This window comes from Ruegeria sp. BG10, from assembly GCF_056538575.1.
The window spans coordinates 167180-180471 of sequence record NZ_JBQFTI010000003.1; the positions used below are offsets into that span (position 1 = coordinate 167180).

The window sequence follows — 13292 nt, forward strand, 5'->3', positions numbered from 1 at the left end:
GCAGGTGGCGCGGGGGGGTCAACCCCTTTTTTCAGGAATCTGCGCCGCAGGGTGGATTCCTCTGCAACGCGGCGTTATATGCCCGCCATGCAACGAATACTGACCACCGGTTTGCCCTTCATGAAGATGCACGGGCTGGGCAATGACTTTGTCATTGTGGATGCGCGCGCGCAGCCTGTCCCGGTTACGCCCGCCCTGGCGCGGGGAATCGGTCACCGGCAGTTCGGCGTCGGGTTTGACCAGTTGGCGGTGATCGAAAACGGCGATTCGGATGCGCATCTGGTGTTTTACAATGCGGACGGGTCGACCTCGGCCGCTTGCGGCAACGCAACGCGCTGCATCGCCCGGTTTCTGATGACCGAAACGGGTAAATCCGATCTGACCCTCACCACCGAACGCGGCACGCTGTTGGCGCGCGACGCGGGGGGCGGCCTGACCTCGGTGAACATGGGGCCGCCGCAACTGGACTGGCACGGGATTCCGCTGGCCGAAGAGGTGGACACGCTGGAATTGCCGATCGAGGGCGCACCGACCGCGACGGGCATGGGCAACCCGCACTGCACCTTTTTCGTCGACAATGCCGAGGCGATCCCGCTGGAGGAATTCGGCGCGCGGTATGAATATCACCCGCTGTATCCCGAGCGCACGAATGTGCAGGTGGCGCAGATTCTTGGCCCCGACCATATCCGCATGCGCGTCTGGGAGCGTGGTGTGGGCATCACGCTGGCTTCGGGGTCTTCATCCTGCGCGACGGCGGTTGCGGCCGCGCGGCGCGGCCTGACCGGGCGCGAGGTGCAAATTGACCTGGATGGCGGCACCATCCGGATCGACTGGCGCGAGGACGGGGTGTGGATGACCGGGCCGACCTGCCATGTCTTTTCGGGCACCCTGACCCCGGATTTCCTGGAGACGCTGGCATGAGCGCCCCCAAATTCACCACGCTGGGCTGCCGCCTGAACGCCTATGAAACCGAGGCGATGAAAGAGCTGTCGCGGCAGGCGGGTCTGACCGATGCCGTCGTGGTCAATACCTGCGCAGTGACGGCCGAGGCGGTGCGCAAAGCCCGGCAGGAGATCCGCAAGCTGCGCCGGGAAAACCCGGACGCGCGCCTGATCGTGACCGGATGCGCCGCGCAGACAGAACCCCAGACCTTTGCCGCCATGGATGAGGTCGATGCCGTCATCGGCAACACTGAAAAGATGCAGCCCGACACCTGGAAAGGCATGGCGGCGGATTTCATCGGCCAGACCGAGGCGGTGCAGGTCGACGACATCATGTCGGTCACGGAAACCGCGGGTCACCTGATCGACGGGTTCGGAACGCGATCCCGCGCCTATGTGCAGGTCCAGAACGGCTGTGACCATCGTTGCACCTTCTGCATCATCCCCTATGGCCGTGGCAACTCACGCAGCGTCCCTGCGGGTGTGGTGGTGGATCAGATCAAGCGGCTGGTGGACCGGGGTTATAACGAGGTGGTGCTGACCGGCGTCGACCTGACCTCATGGGGCGCCGATCTGCCGGCGCAGCCCAGGCTGGGCGATCTGGTGATGCGCATCCTGAAACTGGTGCCTGACCTGCCGCGCCTGCGGATCAGCTCGATTGATTCAATCGAGGTGGATGAGAACCTGATGCAGGCCATCGCAAACGAGCCGCGCCTGATGCCGCATCTGCACCTGTCGCTGCAACATGGCGACGACCTGATCCTGAAGCGCATGAAGCGCCGCCACCTGCGCGACGACGCCATCCGTTTTACCGAAGAGGCCCGCAAACTGCGCCCGGAAATGACCTTTGGCGCCGACATCATCGCAGGTTTCCCGACCGAGACCGAGGCGCATTTCGAGAACTCGCTGAAGCTGGTCACGGATTGCGACCTGACCTGGCTGCACGTCTTCCCCTATTCCAAGCGCGAAGGAACGCCTGCGGCCCGTATCCCGCAGCAGATCAACGGCAACATCATCAAGGACCGCGCCGCCCGTCTGCGCGCTGCAGGTGAGGCGCAGGTCACCAGACATCTGGCCGCCCAGATCGGTAAAACCCATCACATCCTGATGGAAAACCCGCATATGGGCCGAACCGAACAATTCACCGAGGTTGCGTTCGATTCTGCGCAGGCCGAAGGTCAGATCGTGACGGCCAGAATATCCGGTCGCACCGATACCCAGCTGACGGCCTGAGACGGGCTGCGGTCAACTGGTGACGGCCGACACAGCGGCGGTATCGTAGAATTCTTCATACTCGCAAACCAGCCCGTCCCGGAACCGGCAGATGATGACGACCGGTGTCTCTACGGTTTTACCGGTGGCCTTATGGGTCCAGGCGGTCATGCCGAGGCCGACAACGCGGTCTCCTTCGGCGATCGTGTCCTGCAAGGTCCAGTGCTGCATGTCGAAGGCTCCGGTCAGGTCTTCCAGATAGGCGCGCATTTCCGCGCGGCCATTGCGCGAGCAGCTGAAATCCAGCCCGTATTGGCCGCGACCCAGCGAACGCAGGCACAGATCCTCGGTCGTGTATTTCTCCCACATGGCGATGTCCGACGCCTTGCTGTCATTCCATTCCGCATATGCCGTCCGAAGCGTTTCCACATTGGCCCGGGTGTCCATAATCAATGCTCCCAAATGACTTCACAAAAATCGCGCACTTCAGAATCCCGAAGTGACCGGCGGAGTATATCAGCAATGAGCGACCCAACAAAAAAGGCCCGGTGACACGCACCGGGCCTTTTGGATTTCAGCGGATAAGCCGGCAAGCTCAGTCTTTCTTCTTGCCCTTCACACCGGCCCACAGACGCTTGTTCACAAGGTACAGCAGAACCGACAGCAGGGTCAGGAAGATCACCCCGACAAAACCGGAGTATTTACGCTCCATCATCTTTGGCTCGGCCGTCCACATCAGGAAGGCCGCGACATCCTCGGACATGGCCTCAACCGTGGCCGGGTGGCCATCGGCAAATTCCACCTGATCTTCGGACAGCGGCGGTGCCATCGAGATCCAACCGCCCGGGAAGGCTTTGTTCTCATACAGGATGGTGCCGGCCTCTTCCTTTTCCTCGCCGGTATAGCCATCCAGCAGCGAGGCGATGTATTCCGCACCGCCCATGCCTTTGAACAGCTGGTTGATCCCCAGACCATAGGGGCCGTGGAACCCGGCGCGGGCCTTGGCCATCAGGCTCAGGTCCGGTGCGCCGACGCCGTCATTGACGGGGAAGTGGTCGGTCGGGATTGCCGGGCGGAAATCGTCCAGCTCGGGGTCGAACACTTCGAAATTGGCCGCCGAATAGGCGATCACTTCTTCTTCCGAATAGCCCAGCGCCTCAAGATCGCGCAGCGGCACATATCTCAGGCCGTGGCAGGCCGCGCAGACCTCGGTGTAGATTTGAAGGCCACGTTGAAGCTGGTTTTGGTCCCAGGTGCCAAACGGCCCCTCGAAGGAAAAGTGGAAGTCCTCGATATGCTGCTCGCCGCCGCCTGCTGCGAAGGACGCAGCAGGGGTCAGAGCCAGAGCAAACGCGGCACCGATTGCAAGTTTCTTGAACATGATTCCGGTCCCTCTTCTTACTCGGCCGGCGTGGCGTCGGCGTCAGCCTTGCCATAATGCGCGTTGAAGTCTTCTTCGATGGTTTCCGGCTGGGCATCGGGCTTTTCGATGACACCCAGGATCGGCAGGATCACGAAGAAATAGGCGAACCAGTAGGCCGACGCGATCAGCGAGAAGGTCGCATAGGGCTCTTCCGCGGGCATCGCACCCAGCCACATCAGGGCGAAGAAGTCGATGACCAGCAGGTAGAACCACCATTTGAACATCGGACGGTACTTGCCCGAACGCACGGTCGAGGTGTCCAGCCAGGGTGCCAGCGCCATCGCCAGGATCGCACCGAACATCGCCAGAACCCCAAAGAACTTGGCGTCGATGATGCCGCCGGTGATGAAGCTGGCGAACTGCACGACCCAGACCTCACCGGTGAAGGCCCGCAGGATCGCGTAGAACGGCAGGAAGTACCATTCGGGAACGATGTGTGCAGGCGTGACCAGCGGGTTGGCCTCGATGTAGTTGTCCGGGTGGCCCAGATAGTTCGGCATGAAGCCGACAATCGCCCAGAACACGACCAGAATGACCGCCAGCGCGAACAGGTCCTTGATCACGAAATAGGGCCAGAAGGGCAGCGTGTCTTTCTCGGCCTCGGCCTTCGAACCGCGACGCACCTCAACACCCGTGGGGTTGTTGTTGCCGGTGGTGTGGAAGGCCCAGATATGCACGATGACCAGCGCCGCGATCACAAACGGCAGCAGGTAGTGCAGCGAGAAGAAGCGGTTCAGCGTGGCATTGTCTACCGCCGGTCCGCCCAGCAGCCAGGTCTGGATCGCGTCGCCCACGAAGGGGATCGCGCCGAACAGGCCGGTGATCACGGTTGCACCCCAGAAAGACATCTGGCCCCAGGGCAGAACGTAACCCATGAAGGCGGTGCCCATCATGCAGAGATAGATCAGCATGCCGATGATCCACGTTATTTCGCGCGGGGCTTTGTATGAGCCATAGAACAGGCCGCGGAAGATGTGGATATAAACCGCCACAAAGAACAGCGATGCACCGTTCATGTGCAGGTAGCGCAGCATATAGCCGCCGTTCACGTTGCGCATGATATGTTCGATGCTGGCAAAGGCCAGATCGACATGCGGGGTGTAATGCATCACCAGAACGATACCGGTGACGATTTGCAGCGCCAGGCAGAACGCCAGGACGATGCCCCAGATCCACCACCAGTTCAGGTTCTTGGGGGTGGGAATCATCAGGGTGTCATACAGCAGGCCGACGATGGGCAGGCGGCTGTTCAGCCACTTCTCGCCGTTAGTCTTCGGCTCGTAATGATCGTGGGGAATTCCGGACATCTGGGTCTCCCTTAGCCGAGTTTGATGGTGGTGGCGTCCACCCATTCGACAGGCGGAATGGGCAGGTTCTCAGGCGCGGGGCCTTTGCGGATACGGCCGGCAAGGTCGTAATGCGAGCCGTGGCAGGGGCAGAACCAGCCGCCAAAATCGCCGGCATCACCCAGCGGTACGCAACCCAGATGGGTGCAGACGCCCATCTGGACGATCCATGCGCCGGGCGCTTCGCCTTCGGGCGACGGCATCACGCGGTTTGCATCGGTGGCCGGAGCATCGGCGTTCAGGTTCGCGTTGCGCGCCAGCGGATCGGGCAGCTCTGCCAGACCTTCTTCGTCCTGCTGCTGCGCTTCGGCGATCTCGGCACCGGTACGGTGGCGAATGAATACGGGCTTGCCCAACCATTTCACGGTCAGCTGCGTGCCCGGCTCAACCCCGCTGACATCCTGACGGATCGAGGACAGCGCCTGAACGTCTGCCGAGGGATTCATTTGGTTGATCAGGGGCCATACGGCTGCACCCGTCGCAACGACACCTGCGCCGCCAGCGACGTAGTAGAGGAAATCTCTGCGGGTGCCTTCGTGGTCTTCTGCGTGGGACACGAGGTTTTCTCCGATTCCGGCGCCCGGGGGTGACCCGAGCAAACATGCATCAGCACCGCATCAAAGCGGCGTCTCATCGCGGCTATCTAGCCGGGAGAAATCGGTTCGTCCAGCGGTCATAGGCGCGCACTACGCCGCATCTGGGCATTCATGTCACAACGAAAGGCTGATTTTTCAAGATATGGACCGGGTTAGGCGGTGAAATCCGCCGATCGCCACGCGTCAGAACGGATGTGATTCGGATGGCCGGGTCAGGCCGAAAAACCGGCCCCGATTTCGGCGTCGGCCCCAAACACCGGGCGCTGATCTGCAAAATCCTGACCAGATTTTGCCACGCTAATTTCTACTTTCGCGGGATTCGGCGGCGGATAAATATTGAGTTGAAAATAGATATTTTTCAAGGGCCTGGCCATGTCCGATTTCGATTGCACTTTCTACGGGAATGACTGATGGGCCGGGGAAAACCCACCCTCAGCAGGACGTTCCCCATGTCAAAGTTTATTGCCCCCGTACTGACTTTCTCGCTGGCCTTTGCGTCGCAGGCCGTGGCCGCCGGCGATCCGGCGAAAGGCGAAAAACTCTATAACCGCTGTTCCTCGTGCCACGCGATCATCAAGGATGGCGAAGTTCTGGTCAAAGGCGGCATCACCGGGCCGAATCTCTATGGCGTCGTTGGGCGCCTGGCCGGGTCCGAGACCGATTACCTGAACGGAAGCGAGCGTTTGCCGGTCGGAATGTTCACCGACGACATGATCCGCGCCGGTCAGGAAGGTCTGGTCTGGACGCAGGACAACATCGCCGCCTATTCGCAGGACCCGATTGGTTTCATTCAGGACTATCTGGATGACAACACCGCCCGCCCGAACATGAGCGTCAAGCTGAAGAAAGGCGCAGACGATATCGCCGCCTATCTGGCGACCTTCAGCGACTGACCGGGTTGCGGGTCACGTTGTCCGCATCAACGCGGCCAACTGCCCGATCTCACTGCCAAAGCCGTTTTCGTCAACGTGATCCGCCGCGGCCAGACGCACTTCGTCCGGTTTGTTCTGATTCAGCTTCCAGGTGCCCTGAATATCCTCCACCTGCAATCTGCAGGGAAGGATCATGCGCATCATCCGGCTCAGCGCGTCGCCGGTCATCTTGGCCGCGCTCCAGGGCGGTTTGGGCCGCAGCCTGTCTTCGTAGAACGCGGATTGGCGATCCAGCAGATCCCGCAATTCCCCGTGCGGGCGCAGTTCAAGCCGGCCAGTCAGGTGCACTGCCACATAATTCCACGTCGGCACCTGATCCGCGATCCCGTACCAGTCGGGCGAGACATAGCCGTCCGCCCCGGTCACTGCGATCCGTGCGGTGCGCGGTTCCTTCAGCGCCCGCACAATGGGATTGGAGCGCACCAGATGCAGCTCGGCCACATCGCCGTCCGTGTGCAGCAGAAAGGGAACATGGCTGAGCAAAGGCGCAGCATCTGTCGACAGCGCCAGCACCCCAAATGCGCGGTCCCGCGCAAAGGCGATGTGGCGCGCGATGTCTTCGGCGCGAAAGGCGGGGTTGGGATGCATTTCGGTCCTCCTGCCAAATCTCTTGCAGAACCGCGCCGTCCTTGGCAAGGTCCGCCCTGTTCTCAGGGCGGGGCGAAATTCCCCACCGGTGGTATGCGGGCACGGACCCGCCAGCCCACGAGCGGCCCCGTTGACCGGGGTGTCAGCAGATCTGGTGAGAGGCCAGAGCCGACGGTCACAGTCCGGATGAAAGAGAACGTGCAAGCCACGCCGTGATGCGGCGTGTCTGCTCGTGATCGCCTTGGGTGACGTGTCTGTTTTACGAAGGAGATCATGATGACACACACCCGCTATGCTTTCATAAAGGCCAACTGGCATTCCGATATCGTTGACCGCGCGCTGGAGGGGTTTCTAGAGCTGATCCCCGACGAACAGGTTGATGTGTTCGACGTGCCCGGCGCGTTCGAGATGCCCCTGCTGGCCCGCGATCTGGCCCAAACCGGGCGCTATGCCGCCGTGGCCTGCGCCGCCTTTGTCGTCGATGGCGGCATCTATCGGCACGATTTCGTGGCACAGGCCGTTGTCGACGGGCTGATGCGCGCCGGGATGGATACCGGCGTTCCGGTCCTGTCGGTCTCGCTGACCCCGCATCAGTATCAGGAGACCGATCACCACAACGCCATCTACCGTGCGCATTTCGTGGAAAAAGGGCGCGAAGCAGCACAGGCAGCCCTGAAAATCACCGCGACCCGGGCGCAACTGGCCCCGGCGGCGTGACAAATACGGGTTGGGGCGCCCCCGCCCCAACCGCAAATCCGCTTGAGGCCAGGGCCCTTGCCCGCTAATCACGACGCGCAAAGGAGCACGCCCCATGTCGATGAACAGCTTTGGACACCTCTTCCGCGTCACCACCTGGGGCGAAAGCCACGGGCCCGCCTTGGGTGCCACCGTCGATGGCTGCCCGCCGGGCGTGGCGATTGACGAGGGCATGATCCAGCACTGGCTGGACAGACGCAAACCGGGGCAGAGCAAGTTCACCACCCAGCGGCGCGAAGCGGATCAGGTGAAAATCCTGTCGGGCGTGTTCGAGGGCCAGACCACCGGAACGCCCGTGCAGCTGATGATCGAAAACACCGATCAGCGCTCGAAAGACTATGGTGACATCAAGGACAAGTTCCGCCCCGGCCATGCCGATATCACCTATTGGCAGAAATACGGCATCCGCGATTATCGCGGCGGCGGGCGCAGCTCGGCCCGGGAAACCGCGTCGCGGGTGGCCGCTGGCGGGCTGGCGCGCGAGGCGATCAGGCAGATTGCGCCGAATGTTCAGATCACCGGTTACATGACCCAGATCGGCCCGCATAAGATTGACCGGGCCAATTTCGACTGGTCGCAGATCGAACAGAACCCGTTCTGGACCCCCGATGCGCAAGCCGCCGAGGACTGGGCCACCTATCTCGACGGTCTGCGCAAGTCCGGCAACTCGGTCGGTGCTGTGGTCGAGGTTGTGGCGCGCGGCGTTCCCGCCGGGATCGGAGCGCCCGTTTATGCCAAGTTAGACACGGATCTGGCCGCGGCGATGATGTCGATCAACGCCGTCAAGGGCGTTGAAATCGGCGAGGGCATGGCCGCCGCGGAACTGACCGGCGAGGCCAATGCGGATGAGATCTTCATGGGCCAGAACGGCCCGCAATACAGTTCCAACCATTCGGGCGGCATTCTGGGCGGTATTTCGACCGGGCAGGATGTCGTGGTGCGCTTTGCGGTCAAGCCCACCTCGTCGATCCTGACCACCCGCCGGACCATCACCAAATCCGGTGAGGAAACCGAGATCATCACCAAGGGCCGTCACGACCCCTGCGTCGGCATCCGTGCCGTACCGGTGGGCGAGGCGATGATGGCCTGTGTAATCCTCGACCACCTGCTGCTGCACCGTGGCCAGATCGGAGAGAACCGTGGACGGATCGGCTGATCTGCGTAGCCAACTGCGTGGCATCGTCGCGCAGCGGATGGAAACAGATCCGGCCCATGACCTGGCCCATCTGGACCGGGTCTGGGTGAACGCGCAGGCCATTGCCGACGAACGGACCGACATGCCCGTGCTGCTGGCGGCCTGCTATCTGCACGATCTGGTGAACCTGCCGAAAGACGCCCCCGACCGGCATCTTGCGTCGCGCCGGTCCGCCGTAGAATCAGAGCCTGTTCTGCGGGAACTGGGCTATTTGCCGGATCAGATCAAAGCCATCCGGCACGCGATCGAGGCGCATAGTTTCTCGGCCAACATCCCGCCGGAAACCGATGAGGCCCGCATCCTGCGCGATGCCGACCGGCTGGACGCGCTGGGGGCCATTGGCGTGGCGCGCAATTTCTCTGTGTCCGGCGCGCTGGGGCGCGCGCTGTATGACCCGGCGGACCCGTTCTCGGAAAACCGGCCGCTGGATGACCTGCATTTCTCGCTGGATCACTGGAAGGTCAAACTGCTCAGCCTGCCGGACGACATGCTGACCGGGACCGGACAGAAGCTGGCCCGGCAGCGAACCGCCCGCATGATCCGGTTTCTTGAGGAATTCGCCGAAGAGATCGGCAGCCCGCTGCCGCACAGCTGGGTGGCCCGGTGACACGGGGGCGTTGATCTTTTTGCCGCAAAGGCGCAGGTTCGCGCCGATGGCAAAACCCTTAACATCGCATCGACCTGTATTGGCCGTCGTGCTGAAACTCAGCGCGCTGGTTCTTTTCACGTCGATGTCGGCGCTGGTCAAAGCCCTCTCGGATGACTTCCCTCCCGGCGAGATGGTGTTTTTTCGCTCGCTCTTTGCCATCCCGGTGATCATTGTCTGGCTGATCTCGCGCGGAGAGCTGGCACAGGGATTTGTCGTCAGAAAACCCATGGGCCATTTCTGGCGCGGGGTTTTGGGCACCAGCGCCATGGGTCTGACCTTCACCGGGCTCAGCCTGCTGCCGCTGCCCGAGGTTACGGCGATCGGCTATGCCACTCCGATCTTTACGCTGATTCTGGCGGCCATCATGCTGGGCGAACGTATCCGCATGATCCGCATCGGTGCCGTCGCCATCGGCCTGCTGGGGGTTCTGATCATGATCTGGCCGCGTCTGGGCGGCAACAACATGGATACCGCGGCCACCATCGGCGCGTTCTGCGTGCTGGCCGCCACGATTGCGCGGGGGTTTGTGCAGATACATATCCGGCAACTGGTGCAGGTCGACCATCCCGCCGCCATCGTGTTCTATTTCTCGATGACGGCCACCCTGCTGTCCGCCCTCACTGCGTTCTGGGGCTGGACCATGCCGAACTGGGAGCAGGCCGCGGTTCTGATCGGCATGGGGCTGATCGGCGGGGTGGCGCAGATCCTCGTGACCTCGTCCTATCGCTATGGGCAGGCCTCGATGCTGGCACCTTATGACTATACGACGATGCTGTTCGCCATTGTCATCGGCTATGTCTGGTTTGATGAATTGCCGACGCTGGTGATGCTGGGCGGGGCGGCCCTGGTCATCGCGGGCAACGTGCTGGTGATCCTGCGCGAACGGCAACTGGGGCTGGAACGCGGCAAGGCGCGGGCGGTCACTGACCCGAAAGCCTGACCTTTACCTTTGCCGAACTTCGCTTAGGTTGACCCCGATATCAGAAAAGGTTTCCAAGATGAGCGACGCACAAGACCACAAGGAAAAGATGCAGAAGGTGCAGGCCCGGCACCGCAAGAAAGTGTCCGAGGCCGTCGATCCCGAACGCGGGCTGGTGCTGATCAATACCGGTAAGGGCAAAGGCAAATCCTCGGCCGCCTTCGGTGTGGTTATCCGTGCGCTGGGCTGGGGCCAGAAAGTTGCCGTGGTGCAGTTCATCAAGGGCAAATGGAAGACGGGCGAGCGGCGGTTTTTCGAAGACCGCGATCTGGTCACCTGGCACACGATGGGCGAGGGCTTTACCTGGGACACTCAGGACCGCGAGCGTGACATCGCCGCCGCAAATGCCGCCTTCGACAAGGCGCGCGCCCTGATGTCCAGCGGTGAATATGATCTGGTGGTACTGGATGAGATCAATATCGCCCTGCGCTATGAATACCTGTCGGTCGATCAGGTGATCGAAGGGCTGAACACGCGGTCAAAGAAGACCAGTGTGTTTCTGACGGGCCGTGACGCGCCGCAAGCGCTGCGTGATTATGCCGATCTGGTTACGGAAATGACCGAAGAAAAGCACCCGTTTCAGGCCGGGATCAAGGCCCAGCGCGGCGTGGATTTTTGAAATCAGGGGCTAATCAGCGCCATTTCCGGGGCGGTTACGCCTGCGGGTTTTCGTAGAGGTACCGAACCGATCCGCGTTGGCTGGCGGCGCTGGCCGGCAACGGGTTTGCTGAGGCGTTTAGGTCTTTCTTCTTGTCGACATAGGCGCAAAAGTCATCGTCGCAGCAACACCCGCAGGCGGTGGCTGCTTCGTGCCGTGCCAGAATTTCGTCAAGCGAGTCGCCCATCTTCAAGCCCTGTCGCCGGCGTCGTTTCCGAGGCGGTGGCGCGCCCTCACCCTATTATGCGCTAGGCCCGCAGACCGCCTCGAAATCTCATGCTGGATGCTATCGCATCTGGCCTTGCCTGTAATCTGACTATTTTTGTCGGATTAATCAAGGGCAAAACGCGCTCAAAACCATCATCGGGTCGCGCAGGAGGATCGGCAATCAGATCGCCTGCGGCTGCGGGTCCAGTGTGACGGACCACAGCTCGGTATCCGCCCGGTCCATCAGGCGCACAGTCATTTGCTGGGTGGCCCCGTCGATATCGACCAGACCAAAGAACTGCAGCCCCGCGCTGGGAGGCAGATTGACGCCCTGCCCCTCAGCCGGGGCTTTGACGAATTTCACCTCGGGTCCAAACGTGCCATCCAGCGCGTTCGGACCAAAGGTGCCTGCATGCAGCGGGCCCGAAACAAACTCCCAGAACGGCTCAAAATCCTGAAATTGCGCTTTGTCAGGGTCATAGTAGTGCGCGGCGGTATAGTGGACGTCGGCGGTGAACCAGACCGTGTTTTTGATGCCCGCCGTCTGGATGAACCGCAACAGATCAGCGATCTCAAGCTCACGCCCTTTGGCAGGGCCACTGTCGCCATTGGATATCGCCTCGGCTCCGGCTTTTTCCCGCCAGTTGTCCCAGACGATCAGGCCGATCGGCATATCCGAAGCGATCACTTTCCAGGTCGCCCGCGACGCGGCCAGTTGCTGTTTCAGCCAGGCCAGCTGTGCGGCCCCCAGAATGCGGGACTGGTCGGTGATCTCATCCTCCATCGACGGGCCGTTCGGCCCGCGATAGCTGCGCAGGTCCAGGAAAAAGACATCCAGCATCGGACCGTAGGATATCTTGCGATAGACGCGCCCCGGCTCGGCAGGTGTCATCCGCAGCGGCGTCATCTCATGAAAAGCGCGCGCGGCGCGGGATTGCAGCACATGCACAGATTTCTCGGTATAGCGATCATCCAAGATCAGGTCCTTGGCATCCGACCAGTTATTGACCACCTCATGGTCGTCCCACTGGAAAAAGGTCGGACAAACGGCATTCATCGCGCGCACATGCACGTCCATCATGTTGTATTTCCACTGGGCGCGAAACTCGTCCAGCGTTTCGGCCACCTTGCGCTTTTCGTCGATCAGGGTGGTGTTCTTCCAGATCACCTGCCCGTCTTTTTCCACCGTGTCCTGCATCGGACCGTCGGCATAGACCGTGTCGCCTGAATGGATGAAGAAATCCGGCCGGTGCTGCGCCATGGTGGCGTAGGTGCGCATGCCCTCGTCGTCGATACCCCAGCCCTGACCGGCTGTATCGCCCGACCAGGCGAAACGGATATCGCGGCGCGCGGTCGGGGCAGTGCGGAATTGGCCCACAACAGGCTCTGATGTGATATTGATATCGCTCAGATCGGCGGCCACGAAACGATAAAAGATTTCCTGATCCGAAGGCAGATTTTCGACCAGCCGCTTGACCGCGAAATCGCTGTTTGGGATCGCGTCCATCGGGGTCAGCTTGCGGGCGTCGGCAAAGCTCTCGGTGGTCGAAACCTCCATCATTACCCGCGCCGGACGGTCGGTGCCGGTCCAGATCATGCCCGAACCGGTGTCTACATCACCGGACTGGACGCCATGCGTGAACACCGGGCGCGACCCGGCGCGGCTGAGTGCAGGCAAGGACAGCGATGCGGCAAATGCGGTGCTGCCAGCCAGAAAGGCGCGGCGGTTGGGGCGAAGGATCTTGGTCATCGGGGCTCTCCTGTCTGGTGGCCCGCGGAACGGCCACGCGATTGGTGAGCGGCAGTGAGC

The 13292-nt window shown here is 61.6% G+C and carries 16 protein-coding genes and 1 riboswitch; of the genes, 8 read left to right on the forward strand and 8 right to left on the reverse strand.

The window, feature by feature from the left end; genetic code table 11:
• Positions 1-78 precede the first annotated feature (78 nt).
• On the forward strand, positions 79-921 hold the full coding sequence (gene dapF, locus ACR0D8_RS14145; protein WP_480647407.1) for a diaminopimelate epimerase: 843 nt from the start codon (positions 79-81) through the stop codon (positions 919-921).
• The gene (gene mtaB, locus ACR0D8_RS14150) at positions 918-2174 is read left to right on the forward strand and encodes a tRNA (N(6)-L-threonylcarbamoyladenosine(37)-C(2))-methylthiotransferase MtaB (RefSeq protein WP_480647409.1); all 1257 of its coding nucleotides are present in this window, start codon (positions 918-920) and stop codon (positions 2172-2174) included. The genes dapF and mtaB overlap by 4 nt, the downstream gene beginning before the upstream one ends.
• 12 nt (positions 2175-2186) lie before the next feature.
• Here the strand turns inward: mtaB and ACR0D8_RS14155 are convergent, their stop codons facing one another.
• The 5 genes from ACR0D8_RS14155 to ACR0D8_RS14175 form a co-directional block, all read right to left on the reverse strand.
• Positions 2187-2600 carry a nuclear transport factor 2 family protein gene (locus tag ACR0D8_RS14155; protein ID WP_480647411.1) on the reverse strand — a complete coding sequence of 138 codons (414 nt, stop codon included), beginning with the start codon at positions 2598-2600 and terminating at the stop codon, positions 2187-2189.
• Between the two features lie 148 nt (positions 2601-2748).
• On the reverse strand, positions 2749-3534 hold the full coding sequence (locus ACR0D8_RS14160; RefSeq protein ID WP_475155770.1) for a cytochrome c1: 786 nt from the start codon (positions 3532-3534) through the stop codon (positions 2749-2751).
• Between the two features lie 17 nt (positions 3535-3551).
• Positions 3552-4883, reverse strand: a complete 1332-nt coding sequence (petB, locus tag ACR0D8_RS14165; RefSeq protein WP_480647413.1) for a cytochrome b — start codon at positions 4881-4883, stop codon at positions 3552-3554.
• A gap of 11 nt (positions 4884-4894) precedes the next feature.
• Positions 4895-5479: a ubiquinol-cytochrome c reductase iron-sulfur subunit gene (gene petA / locus ACR0D8_RS14170; protein ID WP_475155777.1), complete on the reverse strand. Its 585-nt coding sequence runs from the start codon at positions 5477-5479 to the stop codon at positions 4895-4897.
• Between the two features lie 251 nt (positions 5480-5730).
• Positions 5731-5880 carry a hypothetical protein gene (locus ACR0D8_RS14175; protein ID WP_480647415.1) on the reverse strand — a complete coding sequence of 50 codons (150 nt, stop codon included), beginning with the start codon at positions 5878-5880 and terminating at the stop codon, positions 5731-5733.
• Positions 5881-5967: 87 nt separating this feature from the next.
• On the opposite strand from ACR0D8_RS14175, the gene ACR0D8_RS14180 reads away from it, so the two are divergent.
• Positions 5968-6411 (forward strand): c-type cytochrome, encoded by a 444-nt coding sequence (locus ACR0D8_RS14180; RefSeq protein WP_480647417.1) that lies wholly within the window; start codon positions 5968-5970, stop codon positions 6409-6411.
• A gap of 12 nt (positions 6412-6423) precedes the next feature.
• On the opposite strand, the gene ACR0D8_RS14185 is transcribed toward ACR0D8_RS14180, so the two are convergent.
• Entirely contained in the window at positions 6424-7038 is a 615-nt protein-coding gene (locus tag ACR0D8_RS14185) for an FMN-binding negative transcriptional regulator (protein WP_480647419.1), read from the reverse strand.
• A 54-nt stretch (positions 7039-7092) separates the two neighbouring features.
• Positions 7093-7240: riboswitch (FMN riboswitch) on the forward strand.
• A gap of 74 nt (positions 7241-7314) precedes the next feature.
• Here ACR0D8_RS14185 and ACR0D8_RS14190 point away from each other — a divergent pair.
• The 5 genes from ACR0D8_RS14190 to cobO all read left to right on the forward strand — a co-directional run bounded on the left by ACR0D8_RS14190 (position 7315) and on the right by cobO (position 11236).
• Complete coding sequence (locus tag ACR0D8_RS14190; RefSeq protein WP_480647421.1) at positions 7315-7755, forward strand: 6,7-dimethyl-8-ribityllumazine synthase; 441 nt, start codon at positions 7315-7317, stop codon at positions 7753-7755.
• Between the two features lie 94 nt (positions 7756-7849).
• The gene (gene aroC, locus ACR0D8_RS14195) at positions 7850-8950 is read left to right on the forward strand and encodes a chorismate synthase (RefSeq protein WP_480647423.1); all 1101 of its coding nucleotides are present in this window, start codon (positions 7850-7852) and stop codon (positions 8948-8950) included.
• Entirely contained in the window at positions 8934-9596 is a 663-nt protein-coding gene (locus tag ACR0D8_RS14200) for an HD domain-containing protein (RefSeq protein ID WP_480647425.1), read from the forward strand. The genes aroC and ACR0D8_RS14200 overlap by 17 nt, the downstream gene beginning before the upstream one ends.
• A 46-nt stretch (positions 9597-9642) precedes the next feature.
• Entirely contained in the window at positions 9643-10578 is a 936-nt protein-coding gene (locus tag ACR0D8_RS14205; protein WP_480647427.1) for a DMT family transporter, read from the forward strand.
• A gap of 58 nt (positions 10579-10636) precedes the next feature.
• Positions 10637-11236 carry a cob(I)yrinic acid a,c-diamide adenosyltransferase gene (gene cobO, locus ACR0D8_RS14210; RefSeq protein ID WP_480647429.1) on the forward strand — a complete coding sequence of 200 codons (600 nt, stop codon included), beginning with the start codon at positions 10637-10639 and terminating at the stop codon, positions 11234-11236.
• A 34-nt stretch (positions 11237-11270) separates the two neighbouring features.
• Here cobO and ACR0D8_RS14215 read toward each other — a convergent pair whose 3' ends face one another.
• Together ACR0D8_RS14215 and ACR0D8_RS14220 are read right to left on the reverse strand one after the other, a co-directional pair.
• Entirely contained in the window at positions 11271-11462 is a 192-nt protein-coding gene (locus tag ACR0D8_RS14215; RefSeq protein ID WP_480647430.1) for a hypothetical protein, read from the reverse strand.
• Between the two features lie 201 nt (positions 11463-11663).
• Positions 11664-13232 (reverse strand): alkaline phosphatase D family protein, encoded by a 1569-nt coding sequence (locus ACR0D8_RS14220; RefSeq protein ID WP_480647432.1) that lies wholly within the window; start codon positions 13230-13232, stop codon positions 11664-11666.
• Positions 13233-13292: the final 60 nt, after the last annotated feature.

Bases quoted from the DNA above. Each gene is read 5' to 3' on its own strand.
- ACR0D8_RS14190 (WP_480647421.1), top strand. From the start codon at position 7,315: ATGACACACACCCGCTATGCTTTCATAAAGGCCAACTGGCATTCCGAT.
- ACR0D8_RS14215 (WP_480647430.1), bottom strand. From the start codon at position 11,462: ATGGGCGACTCGCTTGACGAAATTCTGGCACGGCACGAAGCAGCCACC.
- ACR0D8_RS14185 (WP_480647419.1), bottom strand. From the start codon at position 7,038: ATGCATCCCAACCCCGCCTTTCGCGCCGAAGACATCGCGCGCCACATC.
- dapF (WP_480647407.1), top strand. From the start codon at position 79: ATGCCCGCCATGCAACGAATACTGACCACCGGTTTGCCCTTCATGAAG.
- aroC (WP_480647423.1), top strand. From the start codon at position 7,850: ATGTCGATGAACAGCTTTGGACACCTCTTCCGCGTCACCACCTGGGGC.
- petB (WP_480647413.1), bottom strand. From the start codon at position 4,883: ATGTCCGGAATTCCCCACGATCATTACGAGCCGAAGACTAACGGCGAG.
- ACR0D8_RS14160 (WP_475155770.1), bottom strand. From the start codon at position 3,534: ATGTTCAAGAAACTTGCAATCGGTGCCGCGTTTGCTCTGGCTCTGACC.
- ACR0D8_RS14180 (WP_480647417.1), top strand. From the start codon at position 5,968: ATGTCAAAGTTTATTGCCCCCGTACTGACTTTCTCGCTGGCCTTTGCG.
- cobO (WP_480647429.1), top strand. From the start codon at position 10,637: ATGAGCGACGCACAAGACCACAAGGAAAAGATGCAGAAGGTGCAGGCC.
- mtaB (WP_480647409.1), top strand. From the start codon at position 918: ATGAGCGCCCCCAAATTCACCACGCTGGGCTGCCGCCTGAACGCCTAT.
- ACR0D8_RS14155 (WP_480647411.1), bottom strand. From the start codon at position 2,600: ATGGACACCCGGGCCAATGTGGAAACGCTTCGGACGGCATATGCGGAA.
- ACR0D8_RS14220 (WP_480647432.1), bottom strand. From the start codon at position 13,232: ATGACCAAGATCCTTCGCCCCAACCGCCGCGCCTTTCTGGCTGGCAGC.
- ACR0D8_RS14205 (WP_480647427.1), top strand. From the start codon at position 9,643: ATGGCAAAACCCTTAACATCGCATCGACCTGTATTGGCCGTCGTGCTG.